The sequence below is a fragment of the Parasedimentitalea huanghaiensis genome, from assembly GCF_009753675.1.
In the GTDB taxonomy this organism is placed as follows: Bacteria; Pseudomonadota; Alphaproteobacteria; order Rhodobacterales; family Rhodobacteraceae; genus Parasedimentitalea; species Parasedimentitalea huanghaiensis.
Genome location: NZ_WQLV01000016.1, coordinates 13,452 through 28,228, shown reverse-complemented (window position 1 = coordinate 28,228; position 14,777 = coordinate 13,452). Strand labels below are relative to the sequence as shown.

Here is a 14,777-nt window from a genome sequence, read left to right as displayed (position 1 = left end):
AGAAAGAAAGATGGCAAGAGCTAAGTTCCTCTGCGACGCCGACCGCTGCATTGAATGCAACGCCTGCGTCACCGCCTGTAAGAACGAGCACGAGGTGCCCTGGGGTATCAACCGCCGCCGTGTTGTCACCATCAACGATGGTAAACCCGGTGAACGGTCGATCTCAGTCGCCTGTATGCATTGTTCGGATGCGCCTTGTATGGCCGTGTGCCCAGTGGATTGCTTCTACCAGACCGACGACGGTGTGGTGCTGCACTCCAAGGATCTGTGCATCGGCTGTGGATACTGCTTCTACGCGTGCCCATTTGGTGCGCCGCAGTATCCGCAGGCCGGCAATTTCGGCAGCCGTGGCAAGATGGACAAGTGTACCTTCTGCGCCGGTGGACCGGAAGAAAACCACTCCACTGCTGAGTTCGCCAAGTATGGTCGCAACCGGATCGCTGAAGGCAAGCTGCCGATCTGCGCCGAGATGTGCTCGACCAAAGCACTGCTGGCCGGTGACGGCGACGTCGTGTCCGCGGTCTACCGTGAGCGCATCGTTTCTCGCGGCTTTGGTGCTGGTGCTTGGGGTTGGGGCACTGCCTACGACCAAAAGGGCGAGTAGGCCACTATAGTATTGTCGGCGGCTGTGAAGGCCGCCGGTAGCAAACCTATTGGAATGTTAGAACTTCCAGCCCGTTGTCCGTCCGGAGACGGGACGCTTTTCAATTTACAGAATGTCGAGGACCCAATGCGCGTTCTTCTTTGGCTACTGGTATGCCTGACCATGGCCTTGCCAGCTACAGCACAAACCACACCTGATCGTTCCGCCACTGGCGGGGCTCAAACGCTTGCTGACATTATGGCACGCCAGAACAGTGTCGCAGTTGACGACACTTTTCGACGTGAAAACGTTGGCGATTCAGCCAGTCTGCCGGGCGTACCACAACTGGGGACACAGGGAGGTGTTTCAGACCCTGAATTTTGGCGCGCATTGCGCTATGGTTCGGCCGACGTTCGGGTGTCGGCTGGCGGTGAAGTCGCTACGGTTCTGGTCCAGGATGGTGGTATGAAATGGCTGGCTTTTCGGGCCGGGCCTCTGCGCGAGTATGGTGGTTGGTTACTGCTGGGAACGCTCGCATCGCTGGTCGTGTTCTATCTGTTGCGTGGTAAAATTCCCTTAGATGGTGAAAAAACAGGCCGCACAGTGACCCGTTTCAAGGCGTTTGAACGCTTTGGCCATTGGTTGTTGGGTGGGTCGTTTATTTTGCTGGGCATTACCGGATTGATTATATTGTTTGGCCGCGTGGCGATTGCCCCATATCTTGGGAAAGAAGCAAATGCGACATTTCTGGAGTTGGGGAAATGGGTGCACAACAACGTCGCCTGGGCCTTTATCGTTGGATTGGTGATTATCTTTGTCATGTGGGTCGTACATAACCTGCCAGATCGCACGGATTTGGTTTGGATTTCACAGGCTGGCGGTATCGTCGGCAGCAAGCACCCTCCAGCTAAGAAGTTCAACGCCGGGCAAAAAGTGATCTTCTGGTCTGTTGTTCTGTTTGGTGCCTCCATCTCGATCACGGGTGTATCTCTGCTGTTTCCATATGAGTTACCGATGTTTGCCAAGACGTTTGCCGTGGTAAACGACATTGGGCTGTCGAGCCTGCTGGGACTTGGAGAATTGTCAGAAACGCTGGCGCCACAAGAAGAGATGCAACTGGCTCAGCTGTGGCACGCAATCCTGGCCTTTGTGCTGATGGCGATCGTCATTGCGCATATCTATATCGGTTCGGTTGGTATGGAAGGGGCATACGATGCGATGGGCAGCGGAGAGGTCGACGAGGCCTGGGCCAAACAGCACCATAGTATCTGGCTCGAAGATATCCAGCAGAAGCAAGATACTTCGCAGGGTAATCCCACTAAGCAGTCGCCAGCGGACTAATTCGCCTTCACGTTTTCGGTGCGGCCGTTTGGCTGTTCGTCAAGTCGCACCGGATCTGATACCGTTGTACCGCAAGAGCGGCCCAGCCCGATTGAAATTCTGATACATTTAACCACAGCCGGAGAACTGAAACGATGAAAGCCATGTTGACCGGGTTTACTGCAGTAGCGGTGATTGCTTTGGGTGCCAATCTGCTGTTGAACCAGGCAGGTTTTGCTTCGCATGAAAAACTGTCTGGGGCGTCCGTCCGACTAGATGTGGTGAAGTGATGCAGACCCCTGTGGCGCGTGACGAATATGGGGAAAGCCTGGCCGGGGCCTCGATACTGGTGATTGATGACGAACCCGGCATGCGGAATTTCCTGACCAAGATCCTAACGCCGCGCTGCAAAAAAGTGGAACAGGCCGCGTCAGCTGCTGAAGCAACGGCGATCTTGGATCAATCCCATTTTGATCTGGTTGTTCTGGATAATATCATGCCAGGGAAGACCGGATTGGAGTGGGTGCAGGAGCAGCGCCGGGTAGGGTTGTTTGCTGATACAATTTTGGTCACAGCCTACGCTGATCTAGAGACGGCCATTCAGGCGCTGCGTATCGGGGTTGCCGATTTTGTGCTCAAACCCTTTCGGGCCAATCAGATCCTGAACTCGGTGGCGCGGGCGTTAGATCGCAAATATCTGCGGCGCGAAAACTACCTGTTGAAGCACGAACTGTCGGCTGAAGGCAGTGCTGGTCGGGGTCGCTTGCTGGGCAAATCTGCAGCAATCTGTCAGGCGCGTGATATGCTGACGCGACTTGCGCCGCTGCCCACTCCGGTTTTGTTCATGGGGGCCAGTGGAACGGGCAAGGAAATCGCAGCCCGAACCTTGCATTCTTTGTCCGAACGGGCTGGAAAGCCTTTTGTTGCAGTCAATTGTGCGGCTATCGCGCCAGACCGGATTGCGCACGAGCTGTTTGGCATGGTTGACGACAAGGATCGGCGCAAAGATGGTTTGTTCCTGCACGCTGATGGAGGCACGCTATTTCTGGACGAAGTGGCGCAAATGCCGGACCAAGTGCAGGCGGCGCTGCTGCGGGTGCTGGAGGATCAACGCATCCGTCCAGTTGGTGCAGAGCGTGACATCCCACTGAATCTGCGGTTCTTGTTTGCCACTAATGCTGATCTGAAACAGGCCGTGGCCGATGGCCGGTTCCGCGCGGACCTGTATCATCGCATCAATGTCGTGCAGATCGTGATGCCCCCATTAAGGGAACGGGTAGAGGACATCGTTGAACTGGCGGCGCTGTTTATGGAGCAATTTTCGACCACCTTGGGCATGCCAGCCCTTGAGTTGAATGAAGAAACATTACTGAAGTTCAGCCGATACGATTGGCCGGGTAATGTGCGCGAATTGCGCAATCTGATCGAGCGCTCAGTGATCTTAGGCGAAATTCCAGAAGAGTTTTCCGGCACAGGCGCAATCACAGGTGCGGCGGCAATTGAAACGCTTGATCTCGTCACCCAGCGCCACATCATGCATGTATTGGATGCATGTGAGGGCAACCGTGCAGAGGCGTCACGCCGACTTGGTGTGTCGCGCAAAACCATCGATCGAAAATGCGCCTCATGGGGGTTTTGATCCGGTGACAGCGGGGAGGGGCGTTGCCCCTCTTGCCCAGACGGGCAATTCACCCCAAGATATTTATAGCTAGATGAAGCCGGAACTATGTTAGATATGTCGGGCTCTAGTGCCGTTTATTTTGGACGTCAGCGGGCAGCCAAACGATGAATTGGGCGCCTGATTGGGCAAGGTTGCGCACTGAGATTAGTCCGCCAGCCCGTTGAATTAGGGTCTGGCTAATTGAGAGCCCTAGTCCGGTGCCTTCGCCGGGCTTGGTGGTGTAAAACGGATTAAATACAGAGCCTAGGCTCTTTTCATCAATCCCCGGACCGCTGTCGGTGACGGACAGTAGTGCACCTTCACAGCCATCGCGCGATTGGCTTTGTAAATTGAGGATCAGGGTGCCTGAGCCCTTCATCGCTTGCACTGCATTCATAACCAGATTGATAACCACCTGTTGCAACTCGCCGGGGTTGATGTTGACCAGTGGCGCAGGGCCAAATACCCGCTTTACGGTGATGGTTTGCTTTGACGTGACGTGATCCACGAGTACGAGACAATCCTCAACCAGAGGGGCGATATCGACGCTTTCCTCAAATGCTCCGAATTCGGTTGGACGGGCAAATTGCAACAACTTTCCCACAATAGCATCAATCCGAAGCACCTGATTGTCGATCAAGGCGAGTTCTGTTTCTACTTCTTTTGAGCGTTCGTCGAGGGTCATACGGATGACGTCGACGTTGCCCTGGATCACAGCCACTGGATTATTGATTTCATGGGCCACCCCGGCCGTAATTTCACCGATAGAGGCCAGTTTCTCACTCATCACCAGCTGTTTGAAAGTGTCTTCCAGCTTTGCATTGGCTGCGCTCAGTTCTGTCGTTCGTTTGTCTACACGGGCATTCAGCTCTTCAGCCCAGTCGCGCAGGGCCTGGTCACGTTCTTGAACCTGATTCAGCAAGGTATCCAAATGAGCCGCCACCTGACCAATTTCATCCTGGCTGCCCACCTCACCATTGCGGGCTGCGAGATCACCTCGCTCAACCCGTTTCATGGTTTGCGTCATTCGCTCCAGTGGAAAGAAGATACCCTTGGCCAGCCATAAAAACAGTGGCGCCGAGATTACCAGAACGCCAATGAAGACCGCCACGATGGTCCAGTAGGCCGCTCGTTTTGCCCCTTGGTAGGGGGCTTCAAGAAAGCCGACATAGAGCATTCCAACTCGGCTGCCAAAACTGTCCGTCAATGGCAGGTAGCCGGAAATATACCAGTCGTTGACCACAAAAGCGCGGTCCAGCCATGTTTGGCCAAGGTTTAATACCCGATGGCGGACACTGGCTGAAACGCGGGTCCCCAGGGCGCGTACATCTTCGAACAAGCGTACGTTTGTCGATACTCGGGTGTCATCGAGGAAAAGTGTAGCGGTGCCCTGACGGTTTTCTCCGGCGCTGTCGCTGAGATAAACCAGCGCGTTGATGGTGTCGATGAAATCCAGATTTCGATTCAATAGGATACCACCGACCAATACTCCATCGTGACCAAGAACAGTGACGGGGGAAGCAGCGTGAACCACCATGCCTCTGTCTTCAGTGGTGCGGGCGGTTGGGACGGCCGCCTCAGTTTCAATAAGTGGAATGCGGGCACGCTGTTCGAGTTCAGGTGAAAAACTGGCAAGTTCGCTGGCGGAGAAGACATCAATTCGGGAACTCAAACTACCGGCTGCGGCTGCCGCGATCACCGGCCATTTGGAGGTCGGCCCTGATAAATCGTCGCCTGAGATATAATAAAGGAAATCCAGCTGCAGTTCCGCGCGACGCTGATCTAGAAAACGCACCTGTTCCCGTGGGGGAGCGAGTAAAACATCACTGAACAAGCTCGACTCAGAAACGCTGCGTATGTCGGTCCCTGTACTGGCGAGAATACGGCCAAGATATTGCTCAGCAATGCGTAGGTCGCTGTCAACATTGGCGATCAACATGTCGTCGTAGTCGGCATTCCAGCGTGTCATGGCCAGAACCAGAAGCAATGGCATCAATACGCTGATCGGCAGCAGGGCAAGAAGAAGAAGGCGGAGCCGGACGGATTTCAAGTTTTGGCTCCCGTGGTCAACGGGCTGGCCCAATGGTCGCCCCGTGCTGGTGCCAATGTGGCATTCCGGCAGGGGGCAAGGCAAGAGGTGGTGGTGTTAGGACAGCTCTTGTCGTGTCTCAATTTGGGTGTTTGGGAAATGAGAAAGAGCTTGGTTGATTTGTGAGGCGCTAAGTAGACAGCACGCCGTGGAAAGCCCGTCGGCAAGAACTGCCGTAGGCGCAGAGATTGAAACCAATGTCTGCTGAACCTTGTGCCGTGGTGTTGGCGGTAAAATATGTGGCCCTGTCATCTGACCTCCGGCATTGGGCACAAACGGAGCAGATGTGGCCAGAGCCCGGTCAGATAGGGTCAAGCGCTCTACAACTTGGCCTTCAGGTGCGGCAATGCCCACGTTCCAGTCGCGGCCCGGTGCTGGGCTTCCCTTAGCCAGGACTTCACCCATGTCTACCAGCACGTCACGCAGGCCTGCGTCATGCAACACTGCTGCAATTTGGTCAGTAACATAGCCTTGGGCGATGCCATTTAGTGTCAGCCCCATTTGAGCCCCATTAGGGGCAGCAAACGTAACTGCGCTGCTGTCAAATCTTAGGTGCTGCCAGCCTGTTGTGCTATCTGGTGATTTCATTCCGACGGATTTTTGCCACAGTGGCTGGACTGTGGGATCAAATGCACCGTTGGTGGCCGCGTGGATTGCACCTGTCAAGCTGAGCACTGCCAACATATCCGGGGACGGAGCCTTTAAAATCCCATTTGAATTTAGACGGCTGAGTTCCGATCCATTTTTGTACAGACTGAAAACCTGTTCCAGGCGGGATAGCTCTCCTTCGATTTTTGTAAAAACCGGAGTGGCTTGTTCTGTGGTCAGTCCTGCGATTTGCAGCGAGGCAGGTGCGCCAAGTGCGATGCCGCTCCAATTGGCCATGGGCACAGTCGCGGCCTGCACGGGTAGGGCAACGGCTGCGGCGGAAATGGTCAAAAACCGGCGGCGGGTCAGTGTGGTCATGAAGGGGTCTCCAGCTGTTGGGAGAAGTCGATGGGAGCCAGTGCGGCGTCATCGGGAATTTCGGACAAGGGCAGCAACGTACCGCCATATAAATCAATGAATGGCTGCGCAGCATTTGATTGGGCAAAAGGCACGATCTCAGGGGCACCCATGCCACCGGCGACATTGGCTCCGACGACAAACAGAGCGTCATTGGCCAAGATCCAATTGCCAATGCCGGGTTCCTCCCAAGACGCGGCGCGGCCCATATCACTGACGTAAATCGCTGTGATGTTTGCATCGCGTTCAGGGCTTTTGAGGTAGGCGACCAAATCGCGGACCTGAGCAAAAAACAAAGGCGCAGGATATCCTTCGAGGTGTACCTGCCCTTTGGGCCCGCCGTGATCTGCAATGTTCATTTGGCAGAAAAAGCTAAGCGCAGTTACGGTTAAGTCTGCTGGCGGCGGTGGCGCTTTAGCTTCTTCTTCCTGGCAGGCGGCCAAGGCCAGTGTAGCCAAAATGGGGATTATAAGCTTCACGGTTCAACCCTTCCAAATGCAAGACGGGCAAGGGCAAAGCCGATCACTGGCCAGAGCAGCAAAGACAGAGGTGCTGCCCAGGCGGGTAGGGCGCTTGCGGCACCGGTCATGCCGCTGGTAACTGCCACAGTTTCAGACGCGGCAATGTTCCAAACCCGAAACGCATCGGCCGGGTTGGCGACCATTAGCCAAGGGAAAATGGACTGGGTAAAGAACCCACCTTCATCCATCACCACGGCACCCAGCAGGCCAAGGTCATACAGCACCACGAAGATCAACCAGATCGCGGCTGACAGACCTGCAGCTGCGGTCGAGCTGCTAGAGATCGATGATACGCCATAACCCAAGGCCAGAAACACTGCCCCTAGCAGGATCGAGGTCGCAATCAAACGGCCAAGCGCCAGAAGGCTGTCAGCCCCAGCTCCGCCCGACCACGCGGCAAGGGCACCAGCGGTGCCAAATCCAACGGTCATGGCAAAAGCAAGCGCAGCAAGGTGGGACAGAAACTTGCCCAACAGGATTTCCCCGCGCCCAGCAGGGTAGGACAGCAACAGCGAAAGGCTACCGCGATCCCGGTCGCCGGAAATGGCATCAAAGGACATCATCAGCGCCAATAGTGGCGCGAGGTACACGGATAGTGTGGTCATTGAGGCCACTGAAACCGTAAGCATATCGACACCGAGGCTACCGGTTGGCGCACTGCCAGCAAAGGTCAGCGCCAGCGCAAACAACACCATGATCAGTGTGGCCATGAACAGCCAGCGGTTACGACGCAGGATCCGCAGCTCGGATCCGGCAATGGCAAGGGCACGCGGGGTCATTGACGGTTCTCCTTGGCAAAATGACGATAGAGGTCTTCAAGACGGGGTGGGGTCATACTGATATCAACCACCACATCCCCTAGCGCCGCGATCCGGCGCAGCTCGGCCATCTTTTGGTCGGCGCTGCAACACAGCTCAACCGAAGCACCGTTGACACGCGTGCCACCAACCTGCTGTGCCAGTTTTTCAATCTCACCGGCGCGCGCGGTGATGCGCAGGCGGGTCGGTAGGGCTGCCTCGGACGACAGTTCGGCCAGCGTATTGTCCGCAACCTTCACACCCTTACGCAGGATGGCAATGCGGTCGGTGCGGGCCTCTACCTCGGTCAGGGCGTGGCTGGCGATCAACACTGCGGTACCTTGTTCAGCCAGCTCATCAATGATGGCATAAAGGTCTTGGCGTGAGATTGGGTCCAACCCACTTGTTGGCTCATCCAACAGCGCCACCTTTGGGCGACCTAGCAACACCTGTGCCAACCCCAATCGCTGCCGCATTCCCTTGGAGTAGGTGCCAATGCGGCGATCCAGAGCATCCGCCAACCCAACCCGTTCCAATAGGGCAGGGACATCAGCCGAAGCACCCGACAGGTTGGCAAATAGGCTCAGCTGCTCACGCCCGGTCAGTGCAGGGTGAAAGCTCACCGCCTCGGGTAGAAACGCGGTATCCTTACGTGCCGCTGCAGATCCCGGCGCGGCGCCGTTGATCGAAATGCTGCCGCCATGGATTGGGGTCAGGCCCAGGATTGATTTGATCAGGGTCGACTTGCCTGCGCCGTTGTGACCCAGAAGGGCCAAACGTTCTCCGGGGGCGACTGACAGATCAATGTCCTCCAGCACCTGTGTTTTGCCGCGAAACTTGTTCACGGATTTGATGATCAGGCTGTTATCCATCCTGTGCTACCTTATTGCTTGCCGTCGGTTTGACCGGGGCCATCAGCGCATGGCTGTCCATCACCCCACCCGGCAACAGTGCCGGAAAGGCGGCCTGCGACCAGCGCACCAGCTGCACGGCGGGTGAGCCAAGCAGCATCTTTGCGGCGGGTTGGGTCCACAAGACGTGGTCCATGCTATCGTTGGGTCTATAGGGGGTATCGGCAATGCCGTTGCCGTCCACATCATAGGCGGCAAAGTCGCTCCAATAGTTGCCACGGCCCTGTTCGGACCATTCCACCCATTTGGACGACACGTATTTGACCTGCGTGCGGTTGCCGATGAAACTGTTTTCTACCATGCGGTTGTTGCCCGATCCGGCGGTGAAATGGATGCCGATATCGCAGCCCTGGAACCAGTTGCCGCTGAAATCGTTCTTGTGCGAGTTGTACAAAAACGTGCATTTGCCCGATGCGTCTTTGACATAGTTCCCGGTCACGATGCTTTTGTTGGCATAGTTCATCATAATCCCGTGATCGCGGTCATTCAGCGACACATTGTCGGTGACACGCACACGGGTGGAAAACATCACGGCATAACCTAGATGGTTGCCGATTGAGACATTGCCGGACACTTCAGAGTCATCGGCATACATGTAGTGCACCGCAAACCGCAGATCGCGGAATTCGTTGTTGCGGAAGATGTTCTTTTTAGAGCTGTTGACAAAGATGCCATCGCGACCCCAACGGACCGAGTTGTCTTCGACCACAGAACCGGGAGCATTCCAGACATAGATGCCATTGCCACGCGCGTTCATGTGGCGGTCCTGGCGGCCTTCTACGGTGTTGCCAGCAACCAGCGAATCGCGCGCGCCGTGAATGTCGATTCCGTACAGGTTGCCGCGTAGGGTATTGTTCAGAACTTGCGGCGCCTTGGCCGTCTTGGTCAGTTTGATCCCACTGTCGAGGGTCTCGTGATCTGATCCCGAGCCGATAACTGTAAGGCCGGAGACAATAACATCCGGGCCGGTGACGGTAATCACAGTTCCGGTTCCGCCGCCGTCAATCACGGCAACGCCGCGCCCATCCAGGGTGATGGGCCGGTCTAATGTAATGGTTTCGGTATAAGTACCGGGGGCGAGGCGGAGGGTGTCTCCATCCGCCGCCTGCGCCAGTGTTGCCGCAATGGCTCCCGCCCGGTTGGGCACGTCCCACTCAGCCGCCAAAGCAGGTGAGCAGATCAGTGAAACTATGGGTAGGAGCCAACGCATTTTCTTAAGCCTCGCGAGGTTTGACCATCATCCGACCGCGCATCTCCATGTGGAGCGCGTGGCAGAACCACTGGCAGTAGAACCAGTGAACACCGGGGCGTTCAGCAATGAAGGTAACCGATGCGGTTGCCATTGGGCCGATTTCCATGGCGACACCAAAGTTGGCCATACACAGACCGTGGGTCACATCATCCACGTCATCCAGGTTGGTGACATAGATTGTTACTTCGTCACCCTGGTTGACTGTGAATTTCTCCATCGAGAACATAGGCGCCTGGCTGGTCATGTAGACGCGCACCTTGGTTGGATCATCCTTGTCGCGGATGATGTCCTCGGCACCTTCTTCCAGATCGATACCATCAGCTTCGGCCTGAATGCGCGCATCTTCCCACATTGGGTCGTTGCGGTCCCAGACGTTGACCGGGTTCACGATATCACGGCGAACAATGATGCTGTCGTGTGGCTCGGCAAAGGTTGGGCCATCGTGGACAACCTTCATCTTGTCACCCGAGATGTCGATCAGCTGCTCGTTCTCTGGCTTCAGCGGACCAACATTCAGGAACCGATCTTTCGAGAACTTGTTCATCGAAATCAGCCACTGACCATCGGCATCGGCGGTTTCACCCATCGAGGTCGAGTTGTGACCCGGCTGATACTGCACGTCGACTTTGTCGAGGATCGGATCAACATCCGCGCCAGCATACAGATCGATTGCCTTCTGGATGTCCCACTTCACAACCTGGCTGTCCAGGAACAGGGTGGTGTAGGCATTGCCCTTGTTGTCGAACGCAGTGTGAAGAGGACCAAGGCCCAGCTCTGGTTCTGCAACGATGCACGAGCGCTCGTCCGCGTTGTCAGCAAACAGTGCGTCGACTTTTTCAACATCGATCACAGAAACGGTTGGCGACAACTTACCGTTGATCATGATGTGCTTTTTGTCGGGTGCTGCGTTCACACCGTGTGGTGAGTTCGGGATCGGAATGTAGCGAGTGAAGTTCGAACCGGCGTTCTTGCGGCCATCAACCACTTTCACACCGTTCAGCTCTTCGTAGTTACCAGCAGCGATGGCTTCTTCGATGGCCTTGATGTTGAACACAACAACGTGGTCCATTTCGCTTTCGGTCATCTCGGCCAGGGTCATACCCATTTCCGAGTTGTACGAAGTCGAGAAGGCATATTTGCCCTGATAGTCACAGTCAGTGTTATCGAGGTTACCCGATACGATCACCTGCCAGGACACTTCCATCTCGTCGCCGTCAATGGCGGTAAAGATGTTCACGTACTCCGAAGGTTCGTCCAGGATCTTGCCGTCGTTGACCAGTGGTGCTTCGTGCTCACCGTTGGCAAAGACATAACCGGTGCGTGGGTATTTCTGTGGACGCATGCCGTGGATGTCCATGGCATTTGGGATCTCGATGATCTTGTCGCATTTCATTACGTCACAGCGCACACGAGCAACACGAGTGTTTGCTTTGTCGTTCATAAAGATAAAGCGGCCGTCATAGACGCCATCAGTGAACGACATGTGAGGGTGGTGAAGGTCACCGTTGTCGTATGTTTCCTTGCCGTTGGCCGCCAGGAATTCTTTGGTTTCCGGCAGCAGGCCCTCGGTCAGGATCTTCTTGGACTCGTTGGTTTGACCCCAGCCAGTGGCCGAGCAGCGGTTGAACACTGGAACGCGCATGAATTCACGCATGGATGGCACACCCATGATACGCAGCTCGCCGGTCTGACCCGAGGACCAGAAACCATAATAGTCATCCAGTTCACCTGGCTCCAATGCGGCCTTGGCGGCGGCGCTAGCCTCTTTGGCGGACATCAGGGTTGCGCCAACACCAGCTGTTGCCATGACGGCGCCAGTTGCTGTGGCACCCAAAAGGCCACGACGGGTGACGTTTAGTGTGTTGTCTTGTTCTGACATTGTGTTTCTCCTTTAGGAAACGGTGGATTTCTTGGCGTTCGGGTGGTTCGCCGGTGGCTGTCCGATGGGCATCTTCATGTCGGTGGTGCCGACTTTGGCACGGCGTTTGATCTGTTTGATCACCACCGGGCACTTGCTTTCGGACTGGTAGAGAACCTGACAGTGCAGGCAGTCGACGCACTCGTTCGGGTTGATTTCACCGGTTGGGTGAATGGCCTGAACGGGGCATTCGTTGGCGCAGGTCTGACAGGGGCTGCCGCATTCCTTATAGCGGCGCAGCCAGTCAAACATGCGGATGCGGGCAGGGATCGCCAGTGCGCCACCCAACGGGCACAGATAGCGGCAGTAGAAGCGTTCGATGAACAGGCCAGCAACCAGCAGCGATACGGCAAAGATAACAAAGGGCCATTCGCGTACGAACTTCAGGATGATGGCGGTTTTGAACGGTTCAACCTCGGCATAGGTCTCAGCCAGTGTCATCGACACCATCGACAGACCAAACAGACCAAGGAAAATCATGTACTTCAGCGGCCACAGGCGTTCATGCAGGCCCCAGGGTAGGGTCCACTGCGGAACCTTCAGAGCGCGGGCAGCTTTGTTCAGCAGTTCCTGCAGGGCGCCAAAGGGGCACAGCCAGCCGCAATAGGCTCCACGACCCCAGAACAGCAGGGCAGCGGCGATGGCAAACCACTGGATGAACACCAGCGGATCCATCAGGAAGGCATCCCAGGTGAAGCCACTGCGCAGACTGCCAGCCAGGGCCAACAGGTTGACCACAGACAACTGTGCGTTTGCATACCAGCCAAGAAAGACCAGAGTGAAGCTGAGGTAGCCGATGCGGAACCAGTAGAATACGCGGGCATTGGCGGTCGCCTGAAACTGGAAGAAGAAGACGCCGGTCAAGACCAAGAGCATGACGCCCAGGATGCCAATTTCGACGGTTTTATCTTTCCAGATCCGCTGCCACAGCGCGGTCTTGGCTGCGGCCTCATCTGTGTCGCTGTTGACGATGACTGGCGCTGCAACGGGCAGCAGGTACTGTTGGGGCAGCTTGTAACCCAGGTCAAAAGTCAGGAATGTCTTTTCAACTGCGCCAACCGCCCGTTGGGCCAGCAGTTGCAGGCGGAACGGTTCAGCAGGGTCAAACTCGGCATCCGCTGGGATCTTGAAGACATCCAACTCAGTAAAGCTAGGGCTGTCAGCAGTGGCCAGATCACCCAGACGACGCTGTTGCTTGTCAAAGAAACGAACTGAGTTGTCGCCCTGGATCAGCTGGATACGGTCAAAGATACCACCGCGCACATAGCCGGACCCCTTGAAGCTATAGGCTCCACGACCCAGCACCAGAATGGCTTGTTCACCTTCTTCCAACCACTCGGTCAGGTTCTCATACTCGGCATCGCCCAACAGGCTGCGACCAATGGATGGAACCGAGACCAGCGCCATGTGCATGTCGATATATGTGTCGTCAGCTTCACCTGGCTCTGGACGCTTGGCGGCACGTGCGTCACCAGTCGCCGCAAAGGCGGTATTGATCTGGCCAATGTCCAAAGTCAGGCGGCGCACTGATCCGTCACCGGACAGGGTAGACCAGTCATAAGTCGCATCCTGCGCCATATCGACTTCACGTCGTGGGCCATCGGCAACCTGTGGCGACAACCCGCCCAGACCAAGCAGGCGCGAGACCTTGATGCCGGCCCGCACCAGACTGTCGTCGATCACCATGATTGTGACGGTAGCACCAGAAATGATGTCCAGATCATGTGCCTCGCCACCAGTGGCAGCCTCGGCCTTCAGGTCAAGACCGGCATAGCCTTCGGTCAGAGCGATCATTTTTGAGTTCGGGATGCCAATCAGGATGATCGGTTCCGAGTGTTTGACCAGTTTCACACCAGTCAGCACCGCATCGCTGTCAATTGCAGCGACAACATGGATGGGTTTACCGGAGTAACCGGTGGTGCCAACGAAATCGGAGGTCAGGAACGCCCAGGCGACGGGTTTGCCGTCCTTTAGAACCGGGGCAACCTTGGTGTCCGGTGACACCGGGCCAAAGGCCTCGGCTCCGGGCGCTAATTCTACAGGGGTCAGGTCTGCTAGAAAGCTGGCAAGGCTATCGGCCTTGGCGTTCGAGGCGACCATGAAAAGTGTAGTTACGAGGAGGCAGGCAAGTGTTTTTGCGAGGCTCGGGATCGCGCGTCTTAAGTCCATGACGCACCTCCTTTGTTCGGGGTTGCGGCATGGGGGCGTTGGCTGAAAAGGCCTACTGTGAACACTTGAGCCAAAGGGGGTCCACGGCTGGCAGGCCAGAATTGCGCCGGATTGGCGCCAACGGCGTCATTGCATATGATGGCTTTGTTAGATGAATGGGATAAGTCAGCAGGAACACTGGTGCCAGATAGCAAAGCATTGGCCGAGTTGAACTCTCCGCACATTTGACAACTGTCACACATGGGGCAAGTTTCTTGGTCTTCATCTGCCAGCTGGACCTGCACCAGTGCGGGCCCTTCGGATCCGCAGATCACCATCCATTCGCCCGCGTTTGCCGGGTGAGAACCCACTGGCAACACCAATTGCAGCAGCAGCGCACAAGACGCCACCAGCGCTTTAACCCAAGTTGGGAAAGCGGGGCGGAGACGCGTTGCAGTTGAGATTTGGCGAGGGGCGAGCATTAGGTAAGCCGACTTGTTAATTCGTCGCCAACCTACCCTTTAGTTTCGCCCAACATCTTTGATCTAGAACAACAAAAACGGGTAATCCGAG

Annotated in this window: 12 protein-coding genes; 4 read left to right on the top strand and 8 right to left on the bottom strand. The window is 56.0% G+C overall.

The genetic code is table 11. The features are described 5' to 3' along the window. The first annotated feature begins 10 nt into the window (after window positions 1-10). From fdh3B to GO984_RS19595, 4 genes are all read left to right on the top strand, one after another. Complete coding sequence (gene fdh3B, locus GO984_RS19605) at window positions 11-604, top strand: formate dehydrogenase FDH3 subunit beta (RefSeq protein ID WP_138164401.1); 594 nt, start codon at window positions 11-13, stop codon at window positions 602-604. 126 nt (window positions 605-730) lie between these two features. Next, the gene (locus GO984_RS19600) at window positions 731-1,924 is read left to right on the top strand and encodes a formate dehydrogenase subunit gamma (RefSeq protein ID WP_157024278.1); all 1,194 of its coding nucleotides are present in this window, start codon (window positions 731-733) and stop codon (window positions 1,922-1,924) included. A 134-nt stretch (window positions 1,925-2,058) separates the two neighbouring features. Continuing rightward, complete coding sequence (locus GO984_RS23865; protein ID WP_280818120.1) at window positions 2,059-2,193, top strand: hypothetical protein; 135 nt, start codon at window positions 2,059-2,061, stop codon at window positions 2,191-2,193. Continuing rightward, a complete protein-coding gene (locus tag GO984_RS19595; protein WP_157024277.1) occupies window positions 2,193-3,542 on the top strand; it encodes a sigma-54-dependent transcriptional regulator in 1,350 nt (449 codons plus the stop codon). The genes GO984_RS23865 and GO984_RS19595 overlap by 1 nt, the downstream gene beginning before the upstream one ends. 106 nt (window positions 3,543-3,648) lie before the next feature. Here GO984_RS19595 and GO984_RS19590 read toward each other — a convergent pair whose 3' ends face one another. From GO984_RS19590 to GO984_RS19555, 8 genes are all read right to left on the bottom strand, one after another. Continuing rightward, on the bottom strand, window positions 3,649-5,556 hold the full coding sequence (locus GO984_RS19590; RefSeq protein WP_245231186.1) for a sensor histidine kinase: 1,908 nt from the start codon (window positions 5,554-5,556) through the stop codon (window positions 3,649-3,651). Between the two features lie 153 nt (window positions 5,557-5,709). Next, entirely contained in the window at window positions 5,710-6,618 is a 909-nt protein-coding gene (locus GO984_RS19585; protein WP_157024275.1) for an FAD:protein FMN transferase, read from the bottom strand. Next, complete coding sequence (locus GO984_RS19580; protein ID WP_167740431.1) at window positions 6,615-7,136, bottom strand: nitrous oxide reductase accessory protein NosL; 522 nt, start codon at window positions 7,134-7,136, stop codon at window positions 6,615-6,617. Before GO984_RS19580 ends, GO984_RS19585 begins: the two co-directional genes overlap by 4 nt. Continuing rightward, entirely contained in the window at window positions 7,133-7,957 is an 825-nt protein-coding gene (locus GO984_RS19575) for an ABC transporter permease (protein WP_157024274.1), read from the bottom strand. The genes GO984_RS19580 and GO984_RS19575 overlap by 4 nt, the downstream gene beginning before the upstream one ends. Beyond that, window positions 7,954-8,847, bottom strand: coding sequence for an ABC transporter ATP-binding protein (locus GO984_RS19570; protein WP_157024273.1), 894 nt, complete (start codon window positions 8,845-8,847; stop codon window positions 7,954-7,956). Before GO984_RS19570 ends, GO984_RS19575 begins: the two co-directional genes overlap by 4 nt. Continuing rightward, window positions 8,840-10,096 carry a nitrous oxide reductase family maturation protein NosD gene (locus GO984_RS19565; RefSeq protein ID WP_157024272.1) on the bottom strand — a complete coding sequence of 419 codons (1,257 nt, stop codon included), beginning with the start codon at window positions 10,094-10,096 and terminating at the stop codon, window positions 8,840-8,842. Before GO984_RS19565 ends, GO984_RS19570 begins: the two co-directional genes overlap by 8 nt. 4 nt (window positions 10,097-10,100) lie before the next feature. Beyond that, window positions 10,101-12,017 carry a TAT-dependent nitrous-oxide reductase gene (gene nosZ / locus GO984_RS19560; protein ID WP_157024271.1) on the bottom strand — a complete coding sequence of 639 codons (1,917 nt, stop codon included), beginning with the start codon at window positions 12,015-12,017 and terminating at the stop codon, window positions 10,101-10,103. A gap of 12 nt (window positions 12,018-12,029) precedes the next feature. Further along, window positions 12,030-14,225, bottom strand: coding sequence for a NosR/NirI family protein (locus GO984_RS19555; RefSeq protein WP_157024270.1), 2,196 nt, complete (start codon window positions 14,223-14,225; stop codon window positions 12,030-12,032). Window positions 14,226-14,777: the final 552 nt, after the last annotated feature.

Bases quoted from the DNA above. Each gene is read 5' to 3' on its own strand.
- fdh3B (WP_138164401.1), top strand. From the start codon at position 11: ATGGCAAGAGCTAAGTTCCTCTGCGACGCCGACCGCTGCATTGAATGC.
- GO984_RS19600 (WP_157024278.1), top strand. From the start codon at position 731: ATGCGCGTTCTTCTTTGGCTACTGGTATGCCTGACCATGGCCTTGCCA.
- GO984_RS23865 (WP_280818120.1), top strand. From the start codon at position 2,059: ATGAAAGCCATGTTGACCGGGTTTACTGCAGTAGCGGTGATTGCTTTG.
- GO984_RS19595 (WP_157024277.1), top strand. From the start codon at position 2,193: ATGCAGACCCCTGTGGCGCGTGACGAATATGGGGAAAGCCTGGCCGGG.
- GO984_RS19590 (WP_245231186.1), bottom strand. From the start codon at position 5,556: ATGCCATTGCTTCTGGTTCTGGCCATGACACGCTGGAATGCCGACTAC.
- GO984_RS19585 (WP_157024275.1), bottom strand. From the start codon at position 6,618: ATGACCACACTGACCCGCCGCCGGTTTTTGACCATTTCCGCCGCAGCC.
- GO984_RS19575 (WP_157024274.1), bottom strand. From the start codon at position 7,957: ATGACCCCGCGTGCCCTTGCCATTGCCGGATCCGAGCTGCGGATCCTG.
- GO984_RS19570 (WP_157024273.1), bottom strand. From the start codon at position 8,847: ATGGATAACAGCCTGATCATCAAATCCGTGAACAAGTTTCGCGGCAAA.
- GO984_RS19565 (WP_157024272.1), bottom strand. From the start codon at position 10,096: ATGCGTTGGCTCCTACCCATAGTTTCACTGATCTGCTCACCTGCTTTG.
- nosZ (WP_157024271.1), bottom strand. From the start codon at position 12,017: ATGTCAGAACAAGACAACACACTAAACGTCACCCGTCGTGGCCTTTTG.
- GO984_RS19555 (WP_157024270.1), bottom strand. From the start codon at position 14,225: ATGGACTTAAGACGCGCGATCCCGAGCCTCGCAAAAACACTTGCCTGC.